This window comes from Carnobacteriaceae bacterium zg-84 (genome assembly GCA_013874835.1).
In the GTDB taxonomy this organism is placed as follows: domain Bacteria; phylum Bacillota; class Bacilli; order Lactobacillales; family Aerococcaceae; genus WM01.
Genome location: CP059430.1, coordinates 1,743,208 through 1,767,382, shown reverse-complemented (window position 1 = coordinate 1,767,382; position 24,175 = coordinate 1,743,208). Strand labels below are relative to the sequence as shown.

Sequence of the window (24,175 nt, the reverse complement as noted above, 5' to 3'; positions counted from 1 at the left end):
TCCAATACATTAGATTGATTATATCATAGATATATCAAGACCGATAGTTTATAAGTTGAGAATAAAGTCTTTTTTAACATTTAAAAAACGTTCTAAATCATTTAGGAGTTGAAAGAGCATGGCACGTTCTTCAAATTCCTCTCGTGTTTGGGGTAGTGGTGCATCTTTAAGCGTTGTATAACATTGTTCAATGTCCTGAATAAGCGTTTCAGCTGTATTCCATTCGGTTACTTGTTGCGCTGTTTTTTCAAACAGATAGATAACGTGTTCTTTTTGATGCACGTTGACAGGGCGAACATAGGTAAACATATAAGACAGAAGAGTATACTGTTGTTTTCGCATTAGAATATATGACACATTATAATCACTTTGTTTATGAAAAACTTGATTATCTCTTTCGTTTAAAATAAGCGTTTCAGCTTTGATTAAGTCTGTATAAAGTGTATGTTGTATAGAATGTACCATATTTATTGTCGCTGTGTCACCACTGGATATTTGTGCATTTAAAAGAATAGCAAGTTGTGTTAATGTCACTGACAAATGTTCTTCGATACGCTGTTTTAATTCAGCAATATCTTTATCTTTTTTTGGCATGTAGCTATTGATGATACTTGCAGTTAAAATGCCAATGGATAAAATGGCAAATTCGTTTAAAAGAACAGTATAGTCAGTTGATTGGAGCGTGTATAAATGCCCAACTAGCACGCAACTAGGAACAAGTGCTATCTGCCCTTTTAGATAATAGGTCATAGGCACAAATACGAATAGGAAAAGTCCCCATACCCAAAAATAAAAGCCGAATACAAAAAATAACAAACTTGATAAACCTAGTGCTAAACATGCAATGTATAGACGTTTTTTCGCGTTATTTAAAGTGGATAGAACGGTGTCTTGTAAACTCAGCATCGCAATTAGCCCGCATGTTAGGCTATATTGAATGGAGAAAAGATCTGCAATAATGGTAGCAATAAGTGTTGCTACAATGGTTTTAAAAATTTTTAAAGACATATAAAGTCCCCTTTCCGTCCTTTTTATTGTATACAAATCTGAAAGGAGCGTCTATAAAAAGAATTGCGGTTTGTTCGGTTTTTATAGTATCATATAAAATAAACGAGAGGAGGTAGTTTATGAATGTGAAACGAATGGCAATGTTAACGTGTTTGACAGTGTGTATATTGTCAGGTGCTATTTTGATAACTTTATTATGTAAACCTTTATTTTTATGGCAGTTATCGAACTTGGATACCCAAGTGTTAGTAGGGTTAACACATGAACAAGTAAGTCAAAATTATGATGTGTTGTTGGGGTACTTACTAAATCCTTTTCAATCCGTTTTAGCCATGCCGAATATTCCCGTATCAGCGCAAGGGGCATTTCATTTTTTTGAAGTCAAACAACTATTTTTATTAAATAATGGTATTTTTGTATTGTCTTTAGTAGGAAGTATTCTTGTATTGTTTCGTATCAAAAAATATCAAGATGAGGCATGGTTTAAAGGCGTGTATCGTATCATGATTTTTTTACCGATTGTCATTGTGATTGTATTGTCCATGGGGTTCAATTACTGGTTTGTTTTGTTTCATCATGTCTTTTTTAATAATGATGCATGGCTATTTAATCCAGTAACAGATCCGATTATTTTAATTTTGACAGAGGACTTTTTCTTGGGATGTTTTATCATGGTGTTTGGTATTGTCGAAATTAGTTTTATAGTTTTATGGTGGTATTTTAGAGGCTCTTCGTCAAATTGTGTTGGTGGAGAGAAATAGTGAGCATATTCGTGATAGTGGTAGTATTTATCCATTCACTGCCTTTTTAGAATGATGTTATCTGAAGATTTTACTTGAATAAAGCAAAAGCGATGTAGCAGATATTAAAATAATGTCTGCTTTTCATTTATAAAAATGCTTTCTTGTAGAATCATGAAGAGGGAAACTGACATATAAAATCAGTTTTCCTCTCTGTTATATTGGATTCCTTTATACAACTTAGGATGTGTGATAGTTTTTTAATTTGCGAAAAAAGTATGTTTTGTTTTCCATTGTTCTAGTTTGATGCCTACCCAAAATGAGTAAATACCTAATGTAATAATGCTTAGAAGTAACCATTTTATCCAATTTCCAAAAAGTCCCATAGCTGTTCCGGTAAATATTAGTCGGTGTCCTTCTATGACAGTATGTTTTGTTTTCCAACGGTAGATTAAGCATACCGCCCAAGGATAACAAATACCAAGAGTTAGAACTGTGATTATGGTGCCGAAAAGTATGTGTCCAACAAGGCTGAGTAAACCTCCGTCAAAGTAGCTTTGTTTCATTATGTTCTCCTTTGTTTTTTATTGATAGTGAGAGTGTAACAGTAAATAGCTAGTTTGTAAAATAAAAGTTAAGTAATGAATAATAAAAAAGAGTTATAGATAAATAGTTTAATAGTTCGGCAACAATTCCGTTTAGTAAAGGAATGGATATGTAAATTAAATAAGAGATAAATGGATTTTTGAAAAAGAAGCGTCTGTACCATACTATTAGAATGGTATATGGGGATTGCTTTGTTTAGGGTATGTAGTAAACAAAAAAAGTATGCCATATCATGACATACTTTAATAGATGACGTTTCAGGAGGGATTCGAACCCCCGACCGTTCGCTTAGAAGGCGAATGCTCTATCCTGCTGAGCTACTGAAACAGAACCACTTAATTATTATATGTGTTTTTGTATCATAAGTCAATATTTTTAGTCATAAAAGTGGTTATTTGATACTCCAACCGCCGTCAATGGTGAGAATGTGCCCGTGAAGATAGGCGGCGCTTGAGCTAGCGAGGAAAATAGTTGCGTCGGCAATTTCATTTGGAAATGCCCATCTTTTTGCTGGTGTTTGTTCAGCTACCCATTTTGCTGTATCTCCAGTGCCTTCAAAGTCGGCTTGTGTCATGGATGTTTTGATAGCACCAGGAGCGATGCCATTGACACGAATACCTTTAGAGGCGTAATCGTATGCTAATTGTTTTGTATAGCCAATAACAGCGTGTTTACTTGCTGTATAAGCTGCTCCGCCACCGCCGGCCAGAAAACCGGCTATAGATGCCATATTGATAATGATACCTTGTTGTTTTTTTAGCATGTTATTTAATACGTGATTTGTGATTAAAAACATACTTTTTACATTGGTTGTCATAATACAATCCCATAGATCTTCGCTAGTCTCTAAACTAGGCATGTAATTATCTAGGATACCGGCACTATTGATAAGAATATCTATGGATTTTGGTAGTTTGGCAATATCCTCTCGAAGACAAACATCACCAATGATATGATGATAATTAGGATGTGTTATCTGACTTTTTTGTTTATCAAATCCGTATACAATGGCGTTTTGTTCTAAAAAAGCTTCGGCTTGTGCTTTTCCAATACCGCTAGAGCTACCCGTAACGAGAACGTTATAATTTATAAACATTTAGTCCACCAAAGTCCAATCTGTTGCAAAAATGTCGCATACGGTAGGGTTAAACATACTATAATAATCACTTTCTGTTTGGATAATTAAATAAGGTGTTGATTTTTCAACGTACGGAAGGGATTCTTGACGTTGAATAAATCGTTCTCCACCTTTCCAGCCGGTTCTGACTACTTTTTTGCCTGCTTTGATATAGGGTAAAATTTCTTCAAATGTCATCTTTTTTCTCCTTTATTTTGAAAGCATATAAAATATAATATGCTTTTAACTATATTATATAATATTATTTTTAAACAACAAGTCAGTCTTTAGCAGGATAAAAAATTTTTTAATTATGCTATACTAATAATGTTCAATGAACATAATAGCAGATAAATGAGGAATAGAGATGGCGAAAAAATTAACAAGATCAAGAACGGATAGACGTATTGCCGGGATATGCGGTGGTTTAGCTGAATATTTTAATATAGATGTCACAGTGATACGCATCATTGTTGCCATTAGTTCTATAATAACTTTTTCAACAACATTATGGATTTACATTTTAGGCATACTGATTATTCCTTTGGAATCGTATCAAAAAAGTAGACACTATACTTATTACCAAACATATCAAAAAACAAATACTAGAAAAGACGTCACACCGACAAAAGATGATTTTTAAGAAGTACCTACGGAGTACTTCTTTTTTTATGTAAGAATTGGTATACTTATGAAGATAAAGAGTAAGGAGTTAACATCATGAAACTATATGAACATGAGCGCTTGGATACATTGATAAAAGAAAATATTCAGATTATTCAAAGCAAGAAAGTTTTTTCTTTTTCTTTAGATGCGGTTCTCCTTGCACATTTTGCTGAATTGCCTAGGAATAAAAAAGCATGTATTTTAGATGCGTGTTCGGGGAATGGCGCGGTTGCTTTTATGATATCTGCTAAAACAAATAATCCTATTTATGCCATTGAATATCAAGAAATTTTAGCGGATATGGCACAACGTACGGTAACATTAAATCATCTCGAAGATAGAGTAAAGATTATTCACGGTGATTATAACGATGCACAAAAGTGGTTTGATAGAGGATCTGTTGATGTTATCACATGTAATCCACCTTATTTTACAACAGAAGATTATGCAAATATACATGAAGAAAATGCGATTGCTTTGGCAAGGCATGAATTAACCATTACACTGGATGAGTGGGTATCCACGAGTAGTCAATTATTAAAAAATGGTGGAAAGTTGTATTGTGTTCATCGTCCCGATAGATTGCTTCAATTATTAACAGTATTAAAAAGTCATCAATTAGTCCCTAAAAAGATGTGTTTTGTGCATCCGAAAAAAGAAAAAGATGCCAATATGGTATTGATTGAGGCAGTTAAGCAAGGAAAAGAAAAAGGGATTAAGATAATTCCACCTATCATTGTGTTTAATGAGAAAAATGAGTATATCGAGCCTGTTAGGAGTATTTTATATGGAGAGTAAGAATCATTATTTTTATGTACTAATGTGTGCGGATAATACATTTTACGCTGGATATACAACAGATGTTGCTAGAAGAGAATTAGAGCATAATACATCGGATAAGGGAGCAAAGTACACAAAAACAAGACGTCCGGTAAAAGTTATTCATGTTGAAAGTTTTCCAACACGATCCATGGCAACAAAGCAAGAAGCAATGTTTAAAAAATTAAGTAAAAAAGAGAAAGAAGCGTATATAAAACATGCACATTCAAAAGAGTTTTGAAAATAGCCAAAGTGGAATTTTATATTTAATTCCAACGCCTATTGGGAATTTAGAAGATATGACCTATAGAGCGGTTCGTTTGTTAGACGAGGTTACTTTGATTGCCGCTGAAGATACTAGACAGACAAAAAAATTATTAAATCATTTTCATATAAAAACACCTCAAATAAGTCTGCATGAACATAATATTATGGAAAAGATTGACTATTTAATTGATAAATTACATCAAGGAGAAAGTATTGCGCAAGTGAGTGATGCGGGTATGCCGTCCATTAGTGATCCAGGACATGAATTGGTACTTGCTTGTCTTGAACAGCATATTCCGGTAGTGTCAATTCCAGGAGCGAGTGCAGGACTAACGGCGCTGATAGCGTCAGGTTTATCGCCTCAACCATTTTATTTTTATGGTTTTTTACCTAGAAAAAAACAAGAACAGATATTTGTGCTTGAGCAATTAAAGTCACGAGAAGAAACGCTTATTTTTTATGAATCACCACATCGGATTAAAAAGACAATACAAGTGTTATCTAATGTATTTGATGAAACGAGGCAGGCTGTTATTTGTCGTGAATTAACGAAACGATATGAAGAATATATAAGAGGCAGTTTAAAAGAAATTCAAATATACTTAGAAGAAATCGAGTTAAAAGGTGAGATATGTTTATTAGTGTCAGGAACATCGGATGAGGATAGTCAGGAAGAGATGGTAGATTTGCCGTTGAAAGAGTGTGTTTTACAAGTTATGCAGGAGCAAGATCTGACAGCGAAAGAAGCCATTAAGTACGTGGCGAAAATGAAAAAAATGAAAAAGCAAGATGTTTACCAAGCGTATCATCAAGAATAGGAGAAATGTATGGAAACATTAGTATTAGGTGGGTATACAAAAGGACGTAATAAAGGAGTATCTTTTGCAACATTAGATACAGATAAAAAGAAAATAACGAATGTTAAATTAGCTCTTGAAATAGAGTCCCCAACATATGTGACAACAGTGGGAGATTTTGCCTTTTCTGTTGTGAAAGAAGGGGACTGGGCAGGTGTTGCTTTATTAGAAAAACAAGATGATGTGTATCGTCAAATTGCAGCGGCGTTAACAGAAGGTGTCAATCCACCATGTTATGTGTCATTTGATAAAAAGCGTCAGTTGATTTTTAGTGCAAACTATCATCAAGGTTTTTTTGATGTGATAGCTATCACAGATGATGGATTAGATGTGGTTCAGTCTGTGCAATTTGAAGGATCAAGTGTACATGAAAATCAACAATCATCTCATGTACATTATGTGCAAATGGATAGAGCAAGTGAGTATTTAATGGTTTGTGATTTAGGGACAGATAAGGTGCATGTGTTTGATGTGAAAGTAAGTGGAGAGGTAAAAGAGGTGTTTTGTTATCAAACAAAAGCTGGATTTGGACCAAGACATCTTGTTCAACATCCAACATTACCTATTGTTTATGTATTAGGTGAATTATCTAATGAGATTGATATTTGTCGTTATGAAAAAGGTGTTTTAACGCATATAGAAACGGTGTCTTTATTACCAGAAGAATATACAGATTGGAGTGGAGGGGCAGCGATTCGGGTGACGAGCGATGGACAGTTTGTGTATGCGTCTAACCGAGGACACGATAGTATTGTTGTATATAAAGTTAATAATAGTGGCGTTTTAGAACCAATTCAATGGATAAAAACAGAGGGAAAAACACCACGAGATTTTCATTTTAATCAAACAGAAGATTTTATTATTATCGGTCATCAAGATGACGATGTGTTATCATTGTTTAGCCGAGATACTAAAACGGGTGTATTGACATTACAAGATAAAGAAGCGATTGCTCCGGAGTGCGTCTGTGTGACACCGTTATGATGATGTAGAAACCACCAAAAGATGAGCGTTCATCTTTTGGTGGTTATGTTATATTTTGTAACATGATAAGGGAGTTTTTTCTTGAAAGTATGTAAAACTTTTTATATGATAGCATAATAATGTAGCATTACTTTACATAAGAGTGCTATAATGTGACTAGGTCCTAACACTTGTATAAGTGTTCTTCATGTGAAGGAGAGTTTTATGAAGGGTAAAGAAATACGACGTTCAATGCCGGTTTTTCCGATTGGGACAATGATGACACTGACGGACTTAACAGCTAGACAAATTCGATATTATGAAGAACAAGGGTTGATTATACCAAAACGTTCTCAAACAAATCGACGTTTGTATTCTTTAAATGATGTTGATAAATTGTTAGAAATTAAAGATTATTTAGCAGAAGGTCTAACAATTGTTGCGATTAAAAAGAAATATACAAAAGTTGAAAAAGAAAAAGAGCAACCTGCTCAAAAGTTTTTAACAGATGAAGATGTTAGACGTATCTTTTATCAAGAAATGATGAATCAACAAGAGTGGCGACATGATCGTTAATTTAAATAAAGGACGAGAGAAAAATGAAAAAACAAATCACGCGAGATACAGTATTAAAAGATGTTAAAGAAAAAGATGTTCGATATTTAAGATTAATGTTTACGGATATATTAGGAACAATCAAAAATGTTGAAGTACCTATTAGTCAGTTAGAAAAAGTATTAGCAAATAAAATGATGTTTGACGGCTCATCTATTGAGGGCTTTGTGCGTATTGAAGAAAGTGATATGTATTTGTATCCAGATCTATCAACATGGCTAGTTTTTCCGTGGGATAATGGGCAAGGAAAAATTGCACGTTTGATTTGTGATATTTATAATCCAGACGGTACTCCTTTTGAAGGAGATCCGAGAGCGAATTTAAAGCGTGTCTTATCTGAAATGAGAGAGTTAGGATTTACGGATTTTAATTTAGGGCCAGAACCAGAATTTTTCTTATTTAAGTTAGATGAATACGGCAATCCAACGATGAAATTAAACGATGAAGGTGGCTATTTTGATTTAGCACCAACGGATTTAGGGGAAAATTGTCGTCGTGATATTGTGTTACAATTAGAAGAGTTAGGATTTGATATTGAAGCAAGTCATCATGAAGCTGCGCCAGGACAACATGAGATAGATTGGAAGTATGCTGATGCTCTTGATGCGTGTGATAATATTCAAACATTTAAATTGATTGTAAAAACGGTGGCACGTCAGCATGGCTTACATGCAACGTTTATGGCAAAACCTGTTTATGGGATCAATGGTTCGGGGATGCACTGTAATATGTCTTTATTTGATGAAAACGGAAATGTGTTTTACGATAAAGATGCCCCAGACGGATTGAGCGATACAGCAATGCATTTTATTGCAGGGTTATTGGAGCATGCTCGAGGTTTTACAGCTATTTGTAATCCAACAGTTAATTCATACAAACGTCTTGTGCCAGGGTATGAGGCACCTGTTTACGTAGCTTGGAGTGGGCAAAATCGTTCGCCGTTAATTCGTATTCCAGCCTCAAGAGAAAATTCGACACGTGTAGAGTTGAGAAGTGTTGATCCAATGGCAAATCCATACTTAGTATTGTCTGTGTTGATTAAGTCTGGATTGGACGGTATTGTGAATAAAAAAATGCCACCAGCAGCAGTTAATCGTAATATTTATCAAATGTCTGCTAAAGATAGACTTGATAATGGTATTTTAGATTTACCGGGTAATTTATTAGAGGCTATTGATGAATTTGAAAAAGATGAAGTTGTTAAAAATGCTTTAGGTAAACATATTCAACAGAATTTTATAGCAGAAAAAACATTGGAGTTTCAATCTTATCGTACACAAGTGACGAAGTGGGAACTAGAACGTTATTTAACGCTATTCTAAAATACTATCTAATAAAAACTGTCTATTGTGTGGCAATCACAAATAAGGTTGGTTTCTAGTTAGAAAAGCTGTTTATACAAAAGGTATCTTTATATAAAATGAAGTGAGAAGAGATAGTAAATGATAGAACCATTTGCTATCTTTTTTGTGATATAATGGTGTTATTAAAAGAAAAGGAGATAGACAATGGCAGAAGCGTTAGAATTAGTCATTATTACAGGAATGAGTGGTGCTGGTAAGACAGTGGCAATGCAAAGTTTTGAAGATTTGGGATATTTTTGTGTCGATAATATGCCACCGAGTTTGTTGACGAAATTTTGGGATATTGTAAAAGAGAGTGGCAAAATCACACGTATTGCGCTTGTGATAGATTTAAGAAGTCGTGCCTTTTTCGATGAAATTATGGACTCCATTATTGATTTTGACAATACAGCGCTTGTGAGAACACGTATTCTCTTTTTAGATTGTCAAGATGAAGCGTTAGTATCTCGTTATAAAGAAACAAGGCGTACACATCCGCTTGTTGGGAATACGGGATTAATAACCGACGGCATCAGCCGTGAGCGTCAGTTGCTTGTTGATTTAAAAACACGTGCACAAATTGTGATTGATACAACGAATATTTCTCCTAGACAATTAAGAGAAAATATTATGACGCAATTTAAGTCGGATGATCGTGCGGTGTTTCATATTGAAGTGATGTCATTCGGATTTAAATATGGTGTGCCGATTGATGCCGATATTGTTATGGATGTGCGTTTTTTACCAAACCCACATTATGTTCCTGAGCTAAGGTCATTGACGGGATTGGATGAAGAAGTGTATGATTATGTGATGAAACAGCCTGAAACGAGTGAATTTTATAAGCGTTTTGAAGGGCTGATTGATTATATTGTGCCAGGGTACAAAAAAGAAGGAAAAACATCTGTGGTTATTGCTATTGGTTGTACTGGAGGGCAACATCGTTCTGTTGCATTAACGGAACGTTTGGGCAATAGTTTAATGGTAAGTGGTTATCCGGTCAATATTACACATCGAGATAAAGATAAACGAAAAGAAACGGTGAATCGCTCATGAGAAAAAAGAAAGTAACCATTATTGGTGGTGGAACAGGGCTGCCGGTTTTATTAAAAGAATTGAAACAGTATCCAATCGATATTACGGCGATTGTGACAGTAGCTGATGACGGAGGAAGCAGTGGCATTATTCGAGATTATGTCAATATTATTCCGCCAGGAGATATTCGTAATTGTTTAGTGGCTTTATCGACATTGGACGATGTTTATTTAGATATTTTTCAATATCGTTTTAATTCCGAAGATAAATTTTTTGCAGGGCATGCTATTGGCAATTTGATTATTGCGGCATTAAGTGAAATGCGTGATAATATTTTTGATGCTATTCAAGAATTGTCACGTATGATGAAAATTCAAGGGCAAGTCTATGCGGCAGCTAAAGAGCCTCTTGTTTTACATGCCACGTTTATGGATGGAACAGTCGTTAGTGGTGAGTCTGCTATTGCTAAGGAGAGAAAACGTATTAAGCATGTTCATGTGACGACGAAAGACGGTTCTATTGAAGATGCGCATGCCTCAAGTGATGTGGTTAGAGCAATTGAAGAAGCAGATATGTTAGTGTTAGGTCCGGGAAGTTTGTTTACAAGCATTTTACCTAATCTAATGATTCCGAATGTATCTGAAGCGATTTTAAAAACACAAGCGCAAATTGTCTATATTTGCAATATTATGACGCAATTAGGAGAAACAGAATCCTTTACAGATGCCGATCATGTACGTGTGTTGCATCGCCATTTAAAGCAGATGTTCATTGATACGGTTCTTGTTAATACAGAAACTGTACCAGATGATTATTTAAATCAACAAAAAGGCGAAGAGTATTTATTACAAGTGAAGCACCATTTTGACGGTCTACGAGGAGAAGGATGTCGTGTGATTTCGACAAATTTCTTAGAAATGAAAGAAAATGGTGCGTTCCACGACGGTAAAAAAGTAGTTGAAGAGTTGATGACACTATTAAACAGTGTATTTGAAAAATAAAAAATAGTGATAAGAAAGGTGGTGATAACATGTCTTATGCGGCTCAAGTGAAAAAAGAATTAACGTCTTTAGAAGTTCATAAGGAACATGCCAAAGCGGAACTTGCAGCGCTTATCCAAATGAATGGGGCAGTCAGTTTGTATCAGCAAAAGTTTATTTTAAATGTGCAAACAGAAAATGCAGCTATTGCTAGACGTATGTATACGTTATTGAAAGATCATTATGATGTTGAAAGTGAATTACTTGTTCGTCGTAAAATGAAGTTAAAGAAAAATAATATTTATATTGTACGTTTAAAAACAGGCACAAAAGAAATTTTAACAGATTTAGGTATTATGGACGGTTTGTTTTTCCAAACAAGAGTACCTAAAAATATTAAAAATAATGAGCAAAAAGTAAAGTCATATTTACGAGGGGCGTTTTTAGCAGGAGGTTCTGTTAATAATCCTGAAAAGAGTAGTTATCACCTTGAAATTTATTCAAACTATGAAGACCATAGTCAAGATATTTGTGATATGATAAATCGCTTTTATATGAATGGTCGTATTATTGAACGACGCAATGGGTATATTGCCTATATTAAAGAGGCTGAGAAAATTGCAGATTTTCTTGTGCTTATCGGTGCATTAAATAGTATGATGAAATTTGAGGATATTCGTATTATTCGAGATATGAGAAATTCGGTTAATCGGATTGTGAATTGTGAAAATGCCAATTTAAGTAAAGTTATCAATGCCTCAAGTAAACAAATTGAAGCGATCAATTACATTGCAGAAAAAGTAGGTCTGGACGAATTGCCACCAAAATTAAAAGAAGTGGCAGAGCTAAGACTTTCTTATCCAGAATCTAGTTTAATGGAAATCGGAGAGATGATTGTTGGAGAAACGGTTTCTAAGTCAGGAATAAATCATCGTTTACGAAAAATTGTTGCATTTGCAGATAAACTAAAAAAAGAAGGTGTTTAAATGGCATTGCAAGATAAAGATTTTATTGAAAAACAAATTGAGCAGCTAACAAATGGATTGAGTAAATTTATTGATGTTGAAGCATTATTTGATAAAGAAAAAGAGAAAAAACAAGAAGAAACAAAAGAAGATGATGAGTAGCAATCATCTTCTTTTGTTATTTTGAGATAAAAATACTTTTGAAAAAAGGTTGAGAATGATATAGTTAGTTTGATAAAAATGTAAAAGAGGTATAATATGTTAACACTTGCGTATATTGGGAATGGGAAAAGTACAAATCGTTATCATCTGCCATTTGTCAGAACATTGAAAGATAAATTTAAAGTGAAATATGTGTATGTTCGTCATTTTAAATCAGAGTGGGAAAAACAGCCTTATGTCACTTATACAACAGATTTAGATGTTTTATTAAAAGATACTACCGTAAATCTTATTGTCATTACAACGCCTATGGCATCACATTATGAATATGCTAAGTTGGCATTGGAGCATGGGAAGCATGTTTTAGTTGAAAAACCTTTTGTGAAAACAGCTAGAGAAGCTAAGGAATTATTTCAGCTAGCAAAAGAAAAAGGGTTAATATTGGAATGTTATCAAAATAGACGTTTTGATAGTGATTTTTTAACTGTTCAAAAAGTAATAGATAGTCAAAAATTAGGAGATATTTATGAAATAGATATGCATTTTGATTATTTTAGACCTGAAGTATCACAAGGAACGGAAATATTCAATGTAGAGGATAGTTTTGTGTACACGCATGCTTGTCATACATTGGATCAAGTGATTTCTTGTTTTGGAGTACCTACAAGTACGCATTTTGATGTTCGTCAACTTTTAGGTGAAGGACGTATGAATGATTATTTTGACATTGATTTATATTATCAAAATATGAAAGTATCTGTTAAATCAAGTTATTTTAGAATAAAACCAAGACCGAGTTTTGTTGTTTATGGAATGAAAGGTACATTTATAAAAGACAAAAAAGATAGGCAAGAAGAGCATTTGAAGTATTTTTATATGCCAGAGCATGATGATTTTGGAGTAGATACCTTAGAAGATTATGGTGTTTTAACGTATGTAGACGATTTGGGATGTATCCATGAAGAAAAAATTGTATCTGAGAAAGGTCATTATAAATATTTTTATGAGCATTTACACGATACGATTGTGTTGGGTAAAGAAAAACTAGTCAAAGATGAGGAAACTATATTACAAATAGAATTATTAGAAAAAGGTGTAGAGAATTTATGGTAGATAATAAGGAACCCATTTTTTTAAAGCCTGTGTTACAGGAAAAAATATGGGGAGGTAACAAATTAGAAACAGAATTTGGTATGCTCTTACCTAGTCAAAAAATAGGAGAATCATGGAGCATTAGTGCACATCCGAATGGTGTATCAACAATTATATCTCCAAAAATGTTTGAAGGTATGGGATTGGATACATTTTATCAAACATATCCAGATTATTTTGGTGGTAAGGTAGAGGAGCGTTTCCCTTTGCTTACAAAAATTTTAGATGCTAGTGATGATTTATCTGTTCAAGTACATCCCGATGATATTTATGGGTTAGAACATGAGGGAGAATTAGGGAAAACAGAATGCTGGTATGTGATTTCAGCAGAAGAAGGATCCAAAATCGTTTATGGGCACACAGCTCAAACACAAGAAGAGTTTAAAGAAAAAATTGAGAAACAAGAATGGAAAGATTTATTTCTTGAAATACCTGTTCAAGCTGGTGATTTTTTCGATGTGCCTCATGGTACCATTCATGCAATCGGGAAAGGTATTGTGATATTAGAAACACAACAAAATTCAGATACAACCTATCGTGTATATGACTATGATAGAGTGGATGAACAAGGTCATCAAAGGGACTTACATATTCAACAATCATTAGATGTGACACGATTTCCACATCAGCATCCAGTTTTGAAAGATGCTAGACACGATATAGAAGATGGTTATGTGCATCATTATTTGAGTAATGACTATTTTAGTGTTTGGAAATGGCAAGTAGATGGACAAATGTCTATTTTTTTAGACGAAGGCTATTATTTGGTGACTGTGATAAAAGGAGCAGGAAAAATGAGAATAGATGAGAGAGAGTATAAGCTCTCTTTATCTCATTCGTTTATTTTACCATTTGGGACACAAGAAATTAGGTTGACTGGAGATTTAGAACTAATTGCATCCAAACCAAATAGGCAAGTAGATTAAAACTACTTGCTTTTTTAATTATAAACACATAGATATATTTAAAAAATGGTGGATTTATACCAAAAGGGATTTTTTACTAGATAAAGATTTTTTGAAAATAAAATGGCTCTTCGTCAAATTGTGTTGGTGGAGAGAAATAGTGAGTATGTTGGTAGTGAATGGCATTAACCATTCACTACCTTTTTCACATTCTTTTTCTGCCACTGAGAATGGTGTTGTATGATTAAAATACGCAATCTAAAATAAGAAAAACGTCTGTAGCCATAGGCAATCCGTTTGATGACTTTAATATGATTGTTGATAGCTTCTGTGATACCGTTTGAATAAGGTGTGGTAAAAGCTTGATAAATACCATTCTGATAGGTTTTAAAAATATCAAATTTCTTTCTAAACCACTCTGGTAATGACGGGTCAATATGATGAATAACCTCCATAAATAAATCAAAATCTCGCTGTCTATAAGCATATCTCAACTCTTGTACAAACTCATATGCTTGTTTTAAAACAGGACTATAGTCTAATAATCTATCAAGGACTTGTGCGTGTGTCAGATATGTTTTAAAGGATTGGTGATAATGATAGTCTGTATCATTTACATCAAAGGCATCTTTTAATAATAATTTCCAGTATTTCTTTAAGTGTTTATAAGCCTTTTCTTCTTTTTTAAAGGTGTTCATTTCTTTTATACGTAGTGTATTTAAATTCCGATGTATATGTTGTATGATATGAAATCTATCTGTGACAATAACGGCATTAGGAAAAACCTTCTGAATAAGTTTGCCATAATTGGCATTCATATCCATAACAAGATAGCGAACGCTATGTCTTGCTTTTTTAGAAAATTGTTTAAAATAAGTGATTAAATGGTCTAATTGGCGACTAGGTAACACATCAATAATACGGTGTGTCAATCCGTCTACACAGATGAAACTCATCTTCCCTAAATGAGATGTCACAGACTTAAATTCGTCGATACATAGTACCTTAGGTAGATAATGAAAAGACGGTTTAACTTGTTTTGTATATTTATCTAAGACACGTTGTACGGTCACATCAGATACAAAGTGGTCTTGGCAGATATGTTTTCTTGAAATATTTTTCGTTAAATCAAGTGCAATAAGTTGTTTTAATTCTTTAGAAATACAACAATGTTTATCGACTAAAGAACACGAAGAAGAACAGGTTTTTAGACACGTTTTACAGCGATAACGGGTTCTTTTAAGAAGTAAAACAGTTTTGATTTGTCTAAACTTTGGTAATAATGTTTTCGTTTGATATGTCCCATGTTTGATGAGTGTTTTAGCATGACAATGTGGACAGGTGTGGCAAGGCTTTGTCCAAGTACCTTTAATAAAGTGGTGTGGAATACCATTTATTGTTTTTTCTTCTAACCAATGTTCATCAGCTATGAAAGATTTATCTGTTAATGTTAATAATTTTTTTGTATAATAATCCATGAGAAATACCTCCTTGTTTAATTGTGGTGATTTAATCATACAGGTATTTCTCTTTTTTTGTCCACTTTTATATACAAAATCGTGTTGGTGGATTATTCCCACCAACACGATTTATTATAGAGCCAATAAAATTTGAGAAAAAATACACAAAACGTTGATTTTATGCGGTTTTAATATATCAACTTTTCAGAAAATAGGACGTGCCATTTTCTGAATTCATTTATTTAACAGTGATTTTACGGTACTCTGTTACTTTTCTCTCATCATTTTATCATTCTAGAGCATTGAATAAAAAAAACTATTTACATTCGTATTCTTTTTGATATTCTGAAATAGAAATTATTTATAATTTCAGAAGAAAAATCAAAGGAGGTATTTTGATGGTAGGTATTATTATTGCAAGTCATGGAGAATTTGCATTAGGAATAAAACAATCTGCATCAATGATTTTTGGTGAACAAGAACAAGTTGAAGCAGTTGCATTTATGCCGAGTGAGGGACCTGAAGATTTGCAACGAAAACTTCGTGAAGCAATGGCTAAATTTGACACTGAAGAAGTGTTGTTTTTAGTGGATTTATGGGGTGGTAGCCCATTTAATCAAGCAAATATTTTGTTTGAAGAATCCCCAGAAACAAGAGCAATTGTTGCAGGCTTAAATTTACCAATGTTAATGGAAAGCTATGCAAGTCGTTTTACAATGACAAAAGCTCATGATATTGCTAAAGCGATTCTTCCAACAGCTCAAGAAGCTGTAAAAGTAAAACCTGAAGAGCTACAACCAGTTGTTGAACAACAACCAGTAGCACAAAAAGAAGAACGTCTAGGAGCTATTCCTGAAGGGACGGTACTAGGTGATGGACATATTAAATTTGTTCTTGCTCGTGTCGATACGCGTTTATTACACGGACAAGTTGCAACAACATGGACAAAAACAACGAACCCTGATCGTATTATTGTTGTATCTGATAAAGTATCTCAAGATGAGTTACGCAAAAAACTGATTGAACAAGCTGCCCCTCCGGGTGTAAAAGCACATGTTATTCCGTTGAAAAAATTAGTAGAAGTCACAAAAGATACACGTTTTGGTGACACAAAGGCATTATTATTATTTGAAAATCCACAAGATGTGCTAGCAGTTGTTGAACAAGGTGTCGATATTAAAGAATTAAACATTGGGTCAATGGCGCACTCTGTTGGAAAAGTGCTTATTAGCAGTTCGTTATCAGTTGATCAAGAAGATGTTAACACGTATAAAAAATTAGCTGATTTAGGTGTTAAATTTGATGTTAGAAAAGTTCCAGCAGATAAACAAGCAGATTTATTTAAATTGATTTCTGCTAAAGCATCTGAAGGCTTATCATTATAATAGGAGGAAATTATGGAATTTAATGTAATTTCAACAATTTTAGTTCTCGTTGTAGCATTTTTGGCGGGTATGGAAGGTGTTTTAGACCAATTTCAATTTCATCAACCGATTATTGCGTGTTCATTAGTTGGATTAGCAACAGGACATTTAAGTGAGTGTATTATTTTAGGTGGGGCATTACAATTTATTGCAATGGGTTGGTCTAATATTGGTGCTGCTATTGCACCAGACGCAGCGTTTGCTTCTGTTGCTTCAGCGATTATTTATGTAAAAGCAGGTAATTTTGATGTAGCAGGACGCCAAGTAGCGATTGCTTCAGCGATTACATTAGCAACAGTTGGTCTAGTGTTAACAATGGTGATGAGAACTGTTTCTGTTGTACTTGTTCACCAAGCAGATAAAGCTGCAGAAAAAGGTAATTTTAGAGGCGTAACAATGTGGCATTTAATTGCCTTAGCAGGTCAAGGATTACGTGTAATGATACCGTCAGGATTATTACTATTTGTACCTTCTGAAACAGTAAAAGATGTATTAGGTTCACTACCAGCATGGTTTACTGAAGGTATGGCAATCGGTGGAGGATTTGTTGTAGCTGTAGGGTATGCAATGGTTATTAACTTAATGGCAACAAAAGAAGTATGGCCATTCTTCTTCCTAGGATTTGCATTAGCACCATTAAACGAATTGACTTTGATTGCAACAGGTATTATCGGTCTAGCACTAGCTATTATCTACTTGAATTTATCTAAAAATGGTGGGAATAGCGGTGCAGGTGGTTCACAAGTTTCTGGTGATCCTTTAGGCGATATTTTGAATGATTATTAAGAGGAGGTATAGAGTATGACAGAAAATAAAGTAACATTAACAAAAAAAGACCGTCGTCATGTTATGCTTCGTTCACAACTTTTACAAGGTTCTTGGAACTATGAACGTATGCAAAATGGTGGTTGGGCATACGCTTTAATTCCTGCTTTGAAAAAATTATATACCACAGAAGAAGAACGTTCAGCAGCGTTAAAACGTCACTTAGAGTTTTTCAATACACATCCATATATTGCAGCACCAATTTTAGGGGTAACATTAGCTTTAGAAGAAGAGCGTGCAAATGGTGCAAGTATTGATGATTCTGCTATTCAAGGGGTTAAAGTCGGTATGATGGGACCTTTAGCAGGTATTGGTGATCCAGTATTCTGGTTTACAGTACGTCCAATTTTAGGTGCGATTGCAGCATCATTGGCAACTGGTGGCTCTATTATTGCCCCATTATTCTTCTTTATCGTATGGAATGTTATTCGTGTATCGTTCTTATGGTATACACAAGAGTTTGGGTATAAACAAGGTTCAGAAATCACAAAAGATTTATCTGGTGGTTTATTACAAACTATTACAAAAGGAGCATCTATTTTAGGGATGTTTGTTATGGGGATTTTAGTACAACGTTGGACGTCTATTAACTTCCCAATGGTAGTATCAACAGTAAAATTATCTGAAGGAGCGTATGTGGAGTTCCCGAAAGGTAACATTACTAGTGAACAATTACAACAAATTTTAGGAGAAGTGGCAAGTGGAAAAGCAATTTCTCCAGAAAAAGTCACAACATTACAAGATAACTTGAATCAGTTAATTCCAGGTTTTGCAGCGTTATTATTAACGTTCTTGTGTATGTGGTTATTGAAGAAAAAAGTAAACCCAATTCTTATCATCTTCGGATTATTTATTGTGGGTATCTTAGGACATTTAGTAGGTATTTTCTAAGACATGAAAGGATAATATGAAATGGTCGTATCACAAAATACAAAAGTAGATTTTACAACAAAAGCAAATTCTTTTCACAGTGGCATTACAGCTAAAAATGGTTCCATTTTAATTGGTGATAAAGCGATTGAGTTTTATTATGAAAAAAATCCGAATGATTTTGTGCAAATTCCATGGCAAGAAATTGATAAGGTAAGAGCTCAACTGTATTTCAATAATCGTTATATTCGTGGCTTTTTTGTTGACACTAAGAAAAATGGTAGTTTTAACTTTGTTGTCAAAGATGCAGGCAAAGCATTAAAAATTATGCGTGAATATTTAGGTAATGATAAAATCGTCAAAAATGTACCGTTTCTTTCTTTAAAATCCTTATTTAAAAGAAAATAATAGAACTCTCTATAAAGCCGTATGACTTTATAGAGAGTTTTTTTGTCATAAGAAATAAAAAAAGATGAAAAATCTTTTAAAATTAGGTATGATATATGAGATATGAGAATGATAAGGAGCGAGATAGATGACAAATTATCCACAATTAGAAACACAAACACAAAATGAAATACAAGTGTTGATGAAAACAACCAAAGGAGATATTGTTTTACGCTTATTTCCAGATGTTGCGCCAAAAACAGTAGCGAACTTTGTAGGTTTAGCAAAACAAGGTTATTATAATGGTGTTATTTTCCATCGAGTTATTTCAGACTTTATGATTCAAGGAGGAGATCCTACTGGAACAGGTATGGGTGGTGAATCGATTTATGGAGAAAAATTTGAGGATGAGTTTTCTTTAGACGCATTTAATTTTAATGGAGCATTATCTATGGCAAATGCTGGACCAAATACTAATGGGAGTCAATTTTTTATTGTTACAGCTAAACATGTGCCGGCACATATGTTATCACAATTAGAAAAAGGAGGTTGGCCAAAAGAAGCGATTGAAGAATACGCTAAAAATGGTGGGGCACCTTGGTTAGATCAAAGACATACTGTTTTTGGGCAAGTGAAAAGTGGCATGGATGTTGTGTATGCTATTGAACAAGCAAAAACAGGCGCTCAAGATAGACCGTTAGAAGATATTGCCATTTTATCTATTGAAGAATTATAAGGTGTTGCCTATGTATAAAATTGGTGACATTATAGAAGGGACAGTGACAGGGGTTCAACCTTATGGAATTTTTGTTAGTCTTGGCCAGGACGAACAAGGTTTAATTCATATTTCAGAATGTACACATGGATATATACAAAATGTACAAGGTTTTTTGACTTTGGGGCAAACGGTACGTGCCATGGTCATTGATGTTGATGAATATACAAAGAAAATTAGTTTGTCGTTACGTGCGTTAGAAAAAATTCCGGTTCCTAAGCAAGTGGTACGAAAAAAAAGACGGCGTGATGTTTATACTAATCAATTAGGATTTGAAACACTGCGTCAAAAATTACCTGAATGGATTGATGAAGCTCAGGAGTTAATCAATCAACAGACACATCAAGAATAATGGAGGTAGAAACATGGGAAAACATATAACATTTGATTATAAAAAAGCACTCTCTTTCTTTGGAGAGCATGAATTACGTTATTTACAATCAGCTGTATCAACAGCAAATAAAGATTTACGTGAAAAAACAGGCGCAGGGTTTGATTTTACAGGTTGGGTGGATTTACCAGAAACATACGATAAAGAAGAATTTGCACGTATTAAAGAAGCTGCTAAAAAAATTCAATCTGATTCAGATGTTTTAGTTGTGATTGGTATTGGAGGTTCATATCTAGGTGCTAAAGCAGCCATTGATTTCTTAAATCACAGTTTTTATAATTTAGACCCGAACCGTAAAACACCACAAGTATTCTTTGCAGGAAATAGTATTAGTTCAACCTATTTATATGACTTAATTGATATTATTGGTGATAGAGATTTTTCTGTGAATGTGATTTCTAAATCTGGTACAACAACCGAACCAGCGATTGCTTTCCGTGTATTTAAAGAGTTATTGATAAAAAAATATGGACAAGAAGAAGCAAAAAAACGCATTTATGCTACAACGGATGCCGCACGTGGTGCATTGAAACATGAAGCTGATGCAGAAGGTTATGAAACATTTGTTATTCCGGATAGTGTAGGTGGACGTTTCACAGTTCTAACGCCTGTGGGATTATTACCAATAGCTGTGACAGGTGCTGATATTGACGGACTGATGTCTGGTGCTAAGCAAGCAATGTTAGATTATCAAGAGGATGCTTTAGAAACAAATGAAGCGTATCAATATGCAGCAATTCGTAATATTTTATACCGTAAAGGTAAAGTGACAGAGTTGTTAATTAACTATGAACCAAGTTTGCAATATTTCTCTGAATGGTGGAAACAATTATTTGGTGAGTCAGAAGGAAAAGACCAAAAAGGCATTTACCCATCTAGTGCAAACTTCTCAACAGATTTACATTCATTGGGACAATACATTCAAGAGGGACAACGTAACTTGTTTGAAACAGTTATTAAAGTAGATAAACCAAGACGATCTGTTACAATCCCAGTGACCGAAGAAGATTTAGATGGATTAGGTTATTTGCAAGGAAAAGAAGTAGACTTTGTGAATACAAAAGCTTATGAGGGTACATTATTGGCTCATACTGACGGAGGTGTTCCAAACCTATTGGTTACAATTCCAGATACAAGTGCTTATACATTAGGATATTTGATGTATTTCTTTGAAATTGCGGTGGCTATTTCAGGTTATTTAAATGGTGTTAATCCATTTGACCAACCAGGAGTTGAAGCATATAAGAAAAATATGTTTGCATTATTAGGGAAACCTGGTTTTGAAGATTTAAAAGCAGAATTAGAACAAAAATTATAAAATAGAACAAAGGTAGTGGAAAATTAGTTTTTACGGCTCTATGTCAAATAGGGTTGATGACTCATAAAAGGTAGTGATGTAATGAATGTTACGTCACTATCTTTTTATTTTAAGTCACAAAGTGATGTACGGCTCACCGACATGTACACGATACATGTCTCTTCCCCTACGTTGTGCGGGGAAGGAGTTATTCGTACGTCACTTTTGACTTAAACTATTAAGCAACTAGTGAAGTAGATGGCACGGTATATGGTACATATAACTTACACATGAATAAAATACGATTTCTAAAATGTGAAAAGTTACGATAACCATAGGCATTTCTCTTAAGTACTTTAATTTTATGATTGATACCTTCAAGTGCACCGTTAGTCAAATGATGGTAGATAAAGGTGTTTTTAATATAGGGTAAATACCCTTTGAACGTTCTTAATACTCTACGTAAACCAGGAGAAATAGCTTCCTGTTTAGCCCATATGAGTATTTCTTCAAATCGGTCAAAATCTCTATTATGTAAAGCATCTCTTAATTGATGAACGACATCGTATGTAGCTCGTAGTTCGGGGACTTGTTCCAATAAATAATCGACTATCCCTTGTGTATGCGTCATCCAATCAAACAGTGGAAAACGGTGATAAGGATAACTACTTAGGGTATCTGTGTTACTTAAAAACAACTTCCAATAACGTTTCATTTTGTTGTATAAACGGCGATTGTTCTGATGTAAAGCTTTCATTACATGCACTCTGTGTTTTGTTAATTCACGATTTAATGCTTGTACAATATGAAAAGGGTCGATAATGATATGTGCGTTAGGAAATACTTGCTTGGATATCTGAATATAGGGGCGAAACATATCAATCGTAATTGTTTTAACAGCTTTTCTTGTCTGGGTATCGTATCTAGCAAAGTAGTCTAATAGCGTGCTGGATTTACGGTCGTGTACAACGTCAATCAGTTGATGAGTCAGTGCATCACAATAGATAAAACTCATGGCACTATCAGAAGATTTTACTGACTTGAATTCATCAAAACATAGGTGTTGAGGTAATTGCGTGTTGTGATTTACTTTTAAAGTAGAGGCGACCTTATCAACAATACGTCTGACCGTATGTACAGATACATTGTGTTGTTTAGCGATGTACGTTTCTGAAATGGTTTCTGTTAAAGTATCCATTATCTTTTGTTTTAAACGGTTTGTGATAAAACAATGCTTATCCACAATAGGTGTTTCCGCTGTAAATGATGATTGACAGGATTTACAATAAAAACGTTGTTTAGTGAGTGATAAATAGGCGTTTAGTCCTGAAATTTGGCATAAAGACAGTTGCGATTGACGTGTCCCATTTTTTACAATGCCATTGGTTGCGTGACAATTTGGGCAACAATCTGGTGTATAGGTTAATTTACCGTATAAGACCAATGATTTTTTATGTCGAATGTCACACTCTGATATGTTTTCATGATCAAATGTGATGTTTTTATCCTTTAATTGTAGTAAGATTTCTGTTATATTAGACATAGGCAATTTCTCCTTATTATTTGGTGGTACTTTTAATTTAAGAGAAAATTGCCTTTTTGTCTACATAAAATTAGGGTTGGTGGCTTATGCCATCAACCCTAAAAATTATACAGCCGTTTTTACTACCTTTTTCATTTGATATGATGTCTGGTACCATGCACATTAGTATTCTTTTTATAAAGAACAAACGTTTTGTACATTATTTGTTCGCATTCATATTGATATTCGTATATATCGAATAGATATGAGTGAATTTATTTGTTATAATTAGACAAATTGATTTCTTTTTGTAGTTTTTTTCACTAAAGTATAGTAATATCAATATAGAATATTTAAGAAAACGAGGGCATTGAGATGAGTGAAAATATAAGTAAAATTCCAAATGCTACGGTTAAACGTTTACCTTTGTATCATCGTTACTTACAGTTATTATTAGACTCTGGTAAAACAAGAATTTCATCTGCTGAATTAAGTGAGATTATTAAAGTAGATAGTGCGACTATACGCCGTGACTTTTCACATTTTGGAGAACTTGGAAAACGAGGGTATGGGTATGATGTTGAGGCTTTATTAGCCTTTTTCAATAAAACATTAAATCAAGATCGACTGGCACATGTGGCGCTTGTTGGTGTTGGGAATTTAGGACATGCGTTGTTAAATTATAATTTCCAACAAAGTAATAGTGTGCGTATTAGTGCAGCGTTCGATGTGTCAAAAGACATTGTTGGTACAATTCAAAGTGGTGTACCTATATATGATATGAATGATATGGAAAAGCAGTTAAAAATACAAAAAATTGATATTATCATTTTAACGGTACCACAAACTGTTGCTCAAGAAACAGCAGAAATAGCCGTAAAAGCAGGTGTAAAAGGGATTTTAAACTTTACACCACTACGTTTATCTGTGCCAGAAGGTGTACGTGTACAAAATGTTGACTTAACAAATGAATTACAAACATTGATTTATTTCTTGGATAATGTTGAATAATACAAAATAAGGA

The 24,175-nt window shown here is 33.9% G+C and carries 28 protein-coding genes and 1 tRNA gene; 22 read left to right on the top strand and 7 right to left on the bottom strand.

The window, feature by feature from the left end; genetic code table 11:
- Positions 1–48 precede the first annotated feature (48 nt).
- Positions 49–1,008 (bottom strand): aromatic acid exporter family protein, encoded by a 960-nt coding sequence (locus H1220_08345; GenBank protein QMI85682.1) that lies wholly within the window; start codon positions 1,006–1,008, stop codon positions 49–51.
- A gap of 119 nt (positions 1,009–1,127) precedes the next feature.
- On the opposite strand from H1220_08345, the gene H1220_08340 reads away from it, so the two are divergent.
- Positions 1,128–1,769 (top strand): TIGR01906 family membrane protein, encoded by a 642-nt coding sequence (locus tag H1220_08340; GenBank protein ID QMI85681.1) that lies wholly within the window; start codon positions 1,128–1,130, stop codon positions 1,767–1,769.
- 239 nt (positions 1,770–2,008) lie between these two features.
- Here H1220_08340 and H1220_08335 read toward each other — a convergent pair whose 3' ends face one another.
- The 4 genes from H1220_08335 to H1220_08320 form a co-directional block, all read right to left on the bottom strand.
- A complete protein-coding gene (locus tag H1220_08335; protein ID QMI85680.1) occupies positions 2,009–2,314 on the bottom strand; it encodes a DUF898 family protein in 306 nt (101 codons plus the stop codon).
- A gap of 293 nt (positions 2,315–2,607) precedes the next feature.
- Positions 2,608–2,681, bottom strand: a tRNA-Arg gene (locus H1220_08330).
- A gap of 64 nt (positions 2,682–2,745) precedes the next feature.
- A complete protein-coding gene (locus tag H1220_08325) occupies positions 2,746–3,450 on the bottom strand; it encodes a 3-oxoacyl-ACP reductase (protein ID QMI85679.1) in 705 nt (234 codons plus the stop codon).
- Entirely contained in the window at positions 3,451–3,669 is a 219-nt protein-coding gene (locus H1220_08320; protein QMI85678.1) for a DUF2829 domain-containing protein, read from the bottom strand.
- Between the two features lie 163 nt (positions 3,670–3,832).
- Here H1220_08320 and H1220_08315 point away from each other — a divergent pair, with 163 nt between their 5' ends.
- The 13 genes from H1220_08315 to manA all read left to right on the top strand — a co-directional run bounded on the left by H1220_08315 (position 3,833) and on the right by manA (position 14,221).
- The gene (locus H1220_08315; GenBank protein QMI86697.1) at positions 3,833–4,114 is read left to right on the top strand and encodes a PspC domain-containing protein; all 282 of its coding nucleotides are present in this window, start codon (positions 3,833–3,835) and stop codon (positions 4,112–4,114) included.
- A 77-nt stretch (positions 4,115–4,191) separates the two neighbouring features.
- Positions 4,192–4,935, top strand: coding sequence for a tRNA1(Val) (adenine(37)-N6)-methyltransferase (locus H1220_08310; GenBank protein QMI85677.1), 744 nt, complete (start codon positions 4,192–4,194; stop codon positions 4,933–4,935).
- On the top strand, positions 4,925–5,197 hold the full coding sequence (locus tag H1220_08305) for a GIY-YIG nuclease family protein (GenBank protein ID QMI85676.1): 273 nt from the start codon (positions 4,925–4,927) through the stop codon (positions 5,195–5,197). Before H1220_08310 ends, H1220_08305 begins: the two co-directional genes overlap by 11 nt.
- Complete coding sequence (gene rsmI / locus H1220_08300) at positions 5,175–6,041, top strand: 16S rRNA (cytidine(1402)-2'-O)-methyltransferase (protein ID QMI85675.1); 867 nt, start codon at positions 5,175–5,177, stop codon at positions 6,039–6,041. The genes H1220_08305 and rsmI overlap by 23 nt, the downstream gene beginning before the upstream one ends.
- A 9-nt stretch (positions 6,042–6,050) precedes the next feature.
- The gene (locus tag H1220_08295) at positions 6,051–7,064 is read left to right on the top strand and encodes a lactonase family protein (protein QMI85674.1); all 1,014 of its coding nucleotides are present in this window, start codon (positions 6,051–6,053) and stop codon (positions 7,062–7,064) included.
- Positions 7,065–7,268: 204 nt separating this feature from the next.
- Entirely contained in the window at positions 7,269–7,619 is a 351-nt protein-coding gene (locus H1220_08290) for a MerR family transcriptional regulator (GenBank protein QMI85673.1), read from the top strand.
- 23 nt (positions 7,620–7,642) lie between these two features.
- A complete protein-coding gene (gene glnA / locus H1220_08285; protein ID QMI85672.1) occupies positions 7,643–8,980 on the top strand; it encodes a type I glutamate--ammonia ligase in 1,338 nt (445 codons plus the stop codon).
- A gap of 186 nt (positions 8,981–9,166) precedes the next feature.
- Positions 9,167–10,057: an RNase adapter RapZ gene (gene rapZ / locus H1220_08280; protein ID QMI85671.1), complete on the top strand. Its 891-nt coding sequence runs from the start codon at positions 9,167–9,169 to the stop codon at positions 10,055–10,057.
- Positions 10,054–11,037, top strand: coding sequence for a YvcK family protein (locus tag H1220_08275; GenBank protein QMI85670.1), 984 nt, complete (start codon positions 10,054–10,056; stop codon positions 11,035–11,037). Before rapZ ends, H1220_08275 begins: the two co-directional genes overlap by 4 nt.
- 29 nt (positions 11,038–11,066) lie before the next feature.
- Positions 11,067–12,002, top strand: a complete 936-nt coding sequence (gene whiA / locus H1220_08270; GenBank protein ID QMI85669.1) for a DNA-binding protein WhiA — start codon at positions 11,067–11,069, stop codon at positions 12,000–12,002.
- On the top strand, positions 12,003–12,143 hold the full coding sequence (locus H1220_08265; GenBank protein QMI85668.1) for a hypothetical protein: 141 nt from the start codon (positions 12,003–12,005) through the stop codon (positions 12,141–12,143).
- A gap of 96 nt (positions 12,144–12,239) precedes the next feature.
- Positions 12,240–13,256, top strand: a complete 1,017-nt coding sequence (locus H1220_08260; GenBank protein QMI85667.1) for a Gfo/Idh/MocA family oxidoreductase — start codon at positions 12,240–12,242, stop codon at positions 13,254–13,256.
- Positions 13,250–14,221, top strand: coding sequence for a mannose-6-phosphate isomerase, class I (gene manA, locus H1220_08255; GenBank protein ID QMI85666.1), 972 nt, complete (start codon positions 13,250–13,252; stop codon positions 14,219–14,221). The genes H1220_08260 and manA overlap by 7 nt, the downstream gene beginning before the upstream one ends.
- A 164-nt stretch (positions 14,222–14,385) precedes the next feature.
- Here manA and H1220_08250 read toward each other — a convergent pair whose 3' ends face one another.
- Positions 14,386–15,786, bottom strand: coding sequence for an ISL3 family transposase (locus H1220_08250; protein ID QMI85665.1), 1,401 nt, complete (start codon positions 15,784–15,786; stop codon positions 14,386–14,388).
- 272 nt (positions 15,787–16,058) lie between these two features.
- On the opposite strand from H1220_08250, the gene manX reads away from it, so the two are divergent.
- From manX to H1220_08215, 7 genes are all read left to right on the top strand, one after another.
- Positions 16,059–17,045, top strand: a complete 987-nt coding sequence (gene manX / locus H1220_08245; protein QMI85664.1) for a PTS mannose transporter subunit IIAB — start codon at positions 16,059–16,061, stop codon at positions 17,043–17,045.
- A 12-nt stretch (positions 17,046–17,057) separates the two neighbouring features.
- Positions 17,058–17,870, top strand: a complete 813-nt coding sequence (locus H1220_08240; protein QMI85663.1) for a PTS mannose/fructose/sorbose transporter subunit IIC — start codon at positions 17,058–17,060, stop codon at positions 17,868–17,870.
- Between the two features lie 15 nt (positions 17,871–17,885).
- Positions 17,886–18,800, top strand: a complete 915-nt coding sequence (locus H1220_08235; protein QMI85662.1) for a PTS mannose/fructose/sorbose transporter family subunit IID — start codon at positions 17,886–17,888, stop codon at positions 18,798–18,800.
- A gap of 21 nt (positions 18,801–18,821) precedes the next feature.
- Positions 18,822–19,187: a DUF956 family protein gene (locus tag H1220_08230; protein ID QMI85661.1), complete on the top strand. Its 366-nt coding sequence runs from the start codon at positions 18,822–18,824 to the stop codon at positions 19,185–19,187.
- A gap of 127 nt (positions 19,188–19,314) precedes the next feature.
- Complete coding sequence (locus H1220_08225; protein ID QMI85660.1) at positions 19,315–19,902, top strand: peptidylprolyl isomerase; 588 nt, start codon at positions 19,315–19,317, stop codon at positions 19,900–19,902.
- A gap of 10 nt (positions 19,903–19,912) precedes the next feature.
- Positions 19,913–20,293 carry a S1 RNA-binding domain-containing protein gene (locus H1220_08220; GenBank protein ID QMI85659.1) on the top strand — a complete coding sequence of 127 codons (381 nt, stop codon included), beginning with the start codon at positions 19,913–19,915 and terminating at the stop codon, positions 20,291–20,293.
- A 13-nt stretch (positions 20,294–20,306) separates the two neighbouring features.
- Positions 20,307–21,650 carry a glucose-6-phosphate isomerase gene (locus H1220_08215; protein ID QMI85658.1) on the top strand — a complete coding sequence of 448 codons (1,344 nt, stop codon included), beginning with the start codon at positions 20,307–20,309 and terminating at the stop codon, positions 21,648–21,650.
- A 217-nt stretch (positions 21,651–21,867) separates the two neighbouring features.
- On the opposite strand, the gene H1220_08210 is transcribed toward H1220_08215, so the two are convergent.
- Complete coding sequence (locus H1220_08210; protein QMI85657.1) at positions 21,868–23,172, bottom strand: ISL3 family transposase; 1,305 nt, start codon at positions 23,170–23,172, stop codon at positions 21,868–21,870.
- 354 nt (positions 23,173–23,526) lie between these two features.
- Here H1220_08210 and H1220_08205 point away from each other — a divergent pair, with 354 nt between their 5' ends.
- On the top strand, positions 23,527–24,162 hold the full coding sequence (locus H1220_08205; protein ID QMI85656.1) for a redox-sensing transcriptional repressor Rex: 636 nt from the start codon (positions 23,527–23,529) through the stop codon (positions 24,160–24,162).
- Positions 24,163–24,175: the final 13 nt, after the last annotated feature.

Excerpts from the sequence above, each read along its gene's own strand:
- H1220_08305 (QMI85676.1), top strand. The coding sequence starts at position 4,925 with ATGGAGAGTAAGAATCATTATTTTTATGTACTAATGTGTGCGGATAAT.
- H1220_08260 (QMI85667.1), top strand. The coding sequence starts at position 12,240 with ATGTTAACACTTGCGTATATTGGGAATGGGAAAAGTACAAATCGTTAT.
- H1220_08230 (QMI85661.1), top strand. The coding sequence starts at position 18,822 with ATGGTCGTATCACAAAATACAAAAGTAGATTTTACAACAAAAGCAAAT.
- H1220_08225 (QMI85660.1), top strand. The coding sequence starts at position 19,315 with ATGACAAATTATCCACAATTAGAAACACAAACACAAAATGAAATACAA.
- H1220_08210 (QMI85657.1), bottom strand. The coding sequence starts at position 23,172 with ATGTCTAATATAACAGAAATCTTACTACAATTAAAGGATAAAAACATC.
- manX (QMI85664.1), top strand. The coding sequence starts at position 16,059 with ATGGTAGGTATTATTATTGCAAGTCATGGAGAATTTGCATTAGGAATA.
- H1220_08310 (QMI85677.1), top strand. The coding sequence starts at position 4,192 with ATGAAACTATATGAACATGAGCGCTTGGATACATTGATAAAAGAAAAT.
- H1220_08235 (QMI85662.1), top strand. The coding sequence starts at position 17,886 with ATGACAGAAAATAAAGTAACATTAACAAAAAAAGACCGTCGTCATGTT.
- H1220_08345 (QMI85682.1), bottom strand. The coding sequence starts at position 1,008 with ATGTCTTTAAAAATTTTTAAAACCATTGTAGCAACACTTATTGCTACC.
- rapZ (QMI85671.1), top strand. The coding sequence starts at position 9,167 with ATGGCAGAAGCGTTAGAATTAGTCATTATTACAGGAATGAGTGGTGCT.
- H1220_08220 (QMI85659.1), top strand. The coding sequence starts at position 19,913 with ATGTATAAAATTGGTGACATTATAGAAGGGACAGTGACAGGGGTTCAA.
- H1220_08320 (QMI85678.1), bottom strand. The coding sequence starts at position 3,669 with ATGACATTTGAAGAAATTTTACCCTATATCAAAGCAGGCAAAAAAGTA.
- H1220_08335 (QMI85680.1), bottom strand. The coding sequence starts at position 2,314 with ATGAAACAAAGCTACTTTGACGGAGGTTTACTCAGCCTTGTTGGACAC.
- H1220_08325 (QMI85679.1), bottom strand. The coding sequence starts at position 3,450 with ATGTTTATAAATTATAACGTTCTCGTTACGGGTAGCTCTAGCGGTATT.
- H1220_08240 (QMI85663.1), top strand. The coding sequence starts at position 17,058 with ATGGAATTTAATGTAATTTCAACAATTTTAGTTCTCGTTGTAGCATTT.
- H1220_08265 (QMI85668.1), top strand. The coding sequence starts at position 12,003 with ATGGCATTGCAAGATAAAGATTTTATTGAAAAACAAATTGAGCAGCTA.
- manA (QMI85666.1), top strand. The coding sequence starts at position 13,250 with ATGGTAGATAATAAGGAACCCATTTTTTTAAAGCCTGTGTTACAGGAA.
- H1220_08340 (QMI85681.1), top strand. The coding sequence starts at position 1,128 with ATGAATGTGAAACGAATGGCAATGTTAACGTGTTTGACAGTGTGTATA.
- H1220_08290 (QMI85673.1), top strand. The coding sequence starts at position 7,269 with ATGAAGGGTAAAGAAATACGACGTTCAATGCCGGTTTTTCCGATTGGG.
- rsmI (QMI85675.1), top strand. The coding sequence starts at position 5,175 with ATGCACATTCAAAAGAGTTTTGAAAATAGCCAAAGTGGAATTTTATAT.
- H1220_08205 (QMI85656.1), top strand. The coding sequence starts at position 23,527 with ATGAGTGAAAATATAAGTAAAATTCCAAATGCTACGGTTAAACGTTTA.
- H1220_08295 (QMI85674.1), top strand. The coding sequence starts at position 6,051 with ATGGAAACATTAGTATTAGGTGGGTATACAAAAGGACGTAATAAAGGA.
- whiA (QMI85669.1), top strand. The coding sequence starts at position 11,067 with ATGTCTTATGCGGCTCAAGTGAAAAAAGAATTAACGTCTTTAGAAGTT.
- H1220_08275 (QMI85670.1), top strand. The coding sequence starts at position 10,054 with ATGAGAAAAAAGAAAGTAACCATTATTGGTGGTGGAACAGGGCTGCCG.
- H1220_08215 (QMI85658.1), top strand. The coding sequence starts at position 20,307 with ATGGGAAAACATATAACATTTGATTATAAAAAAGCACTCTCTTTCTTT.
- glnA (QMI85672.1), top strand. The coding sequence starts at position 7,643 with ATGAAAAAACAAATCACGCGAGATACAGTATTAAAAGATGTTAAAGAA.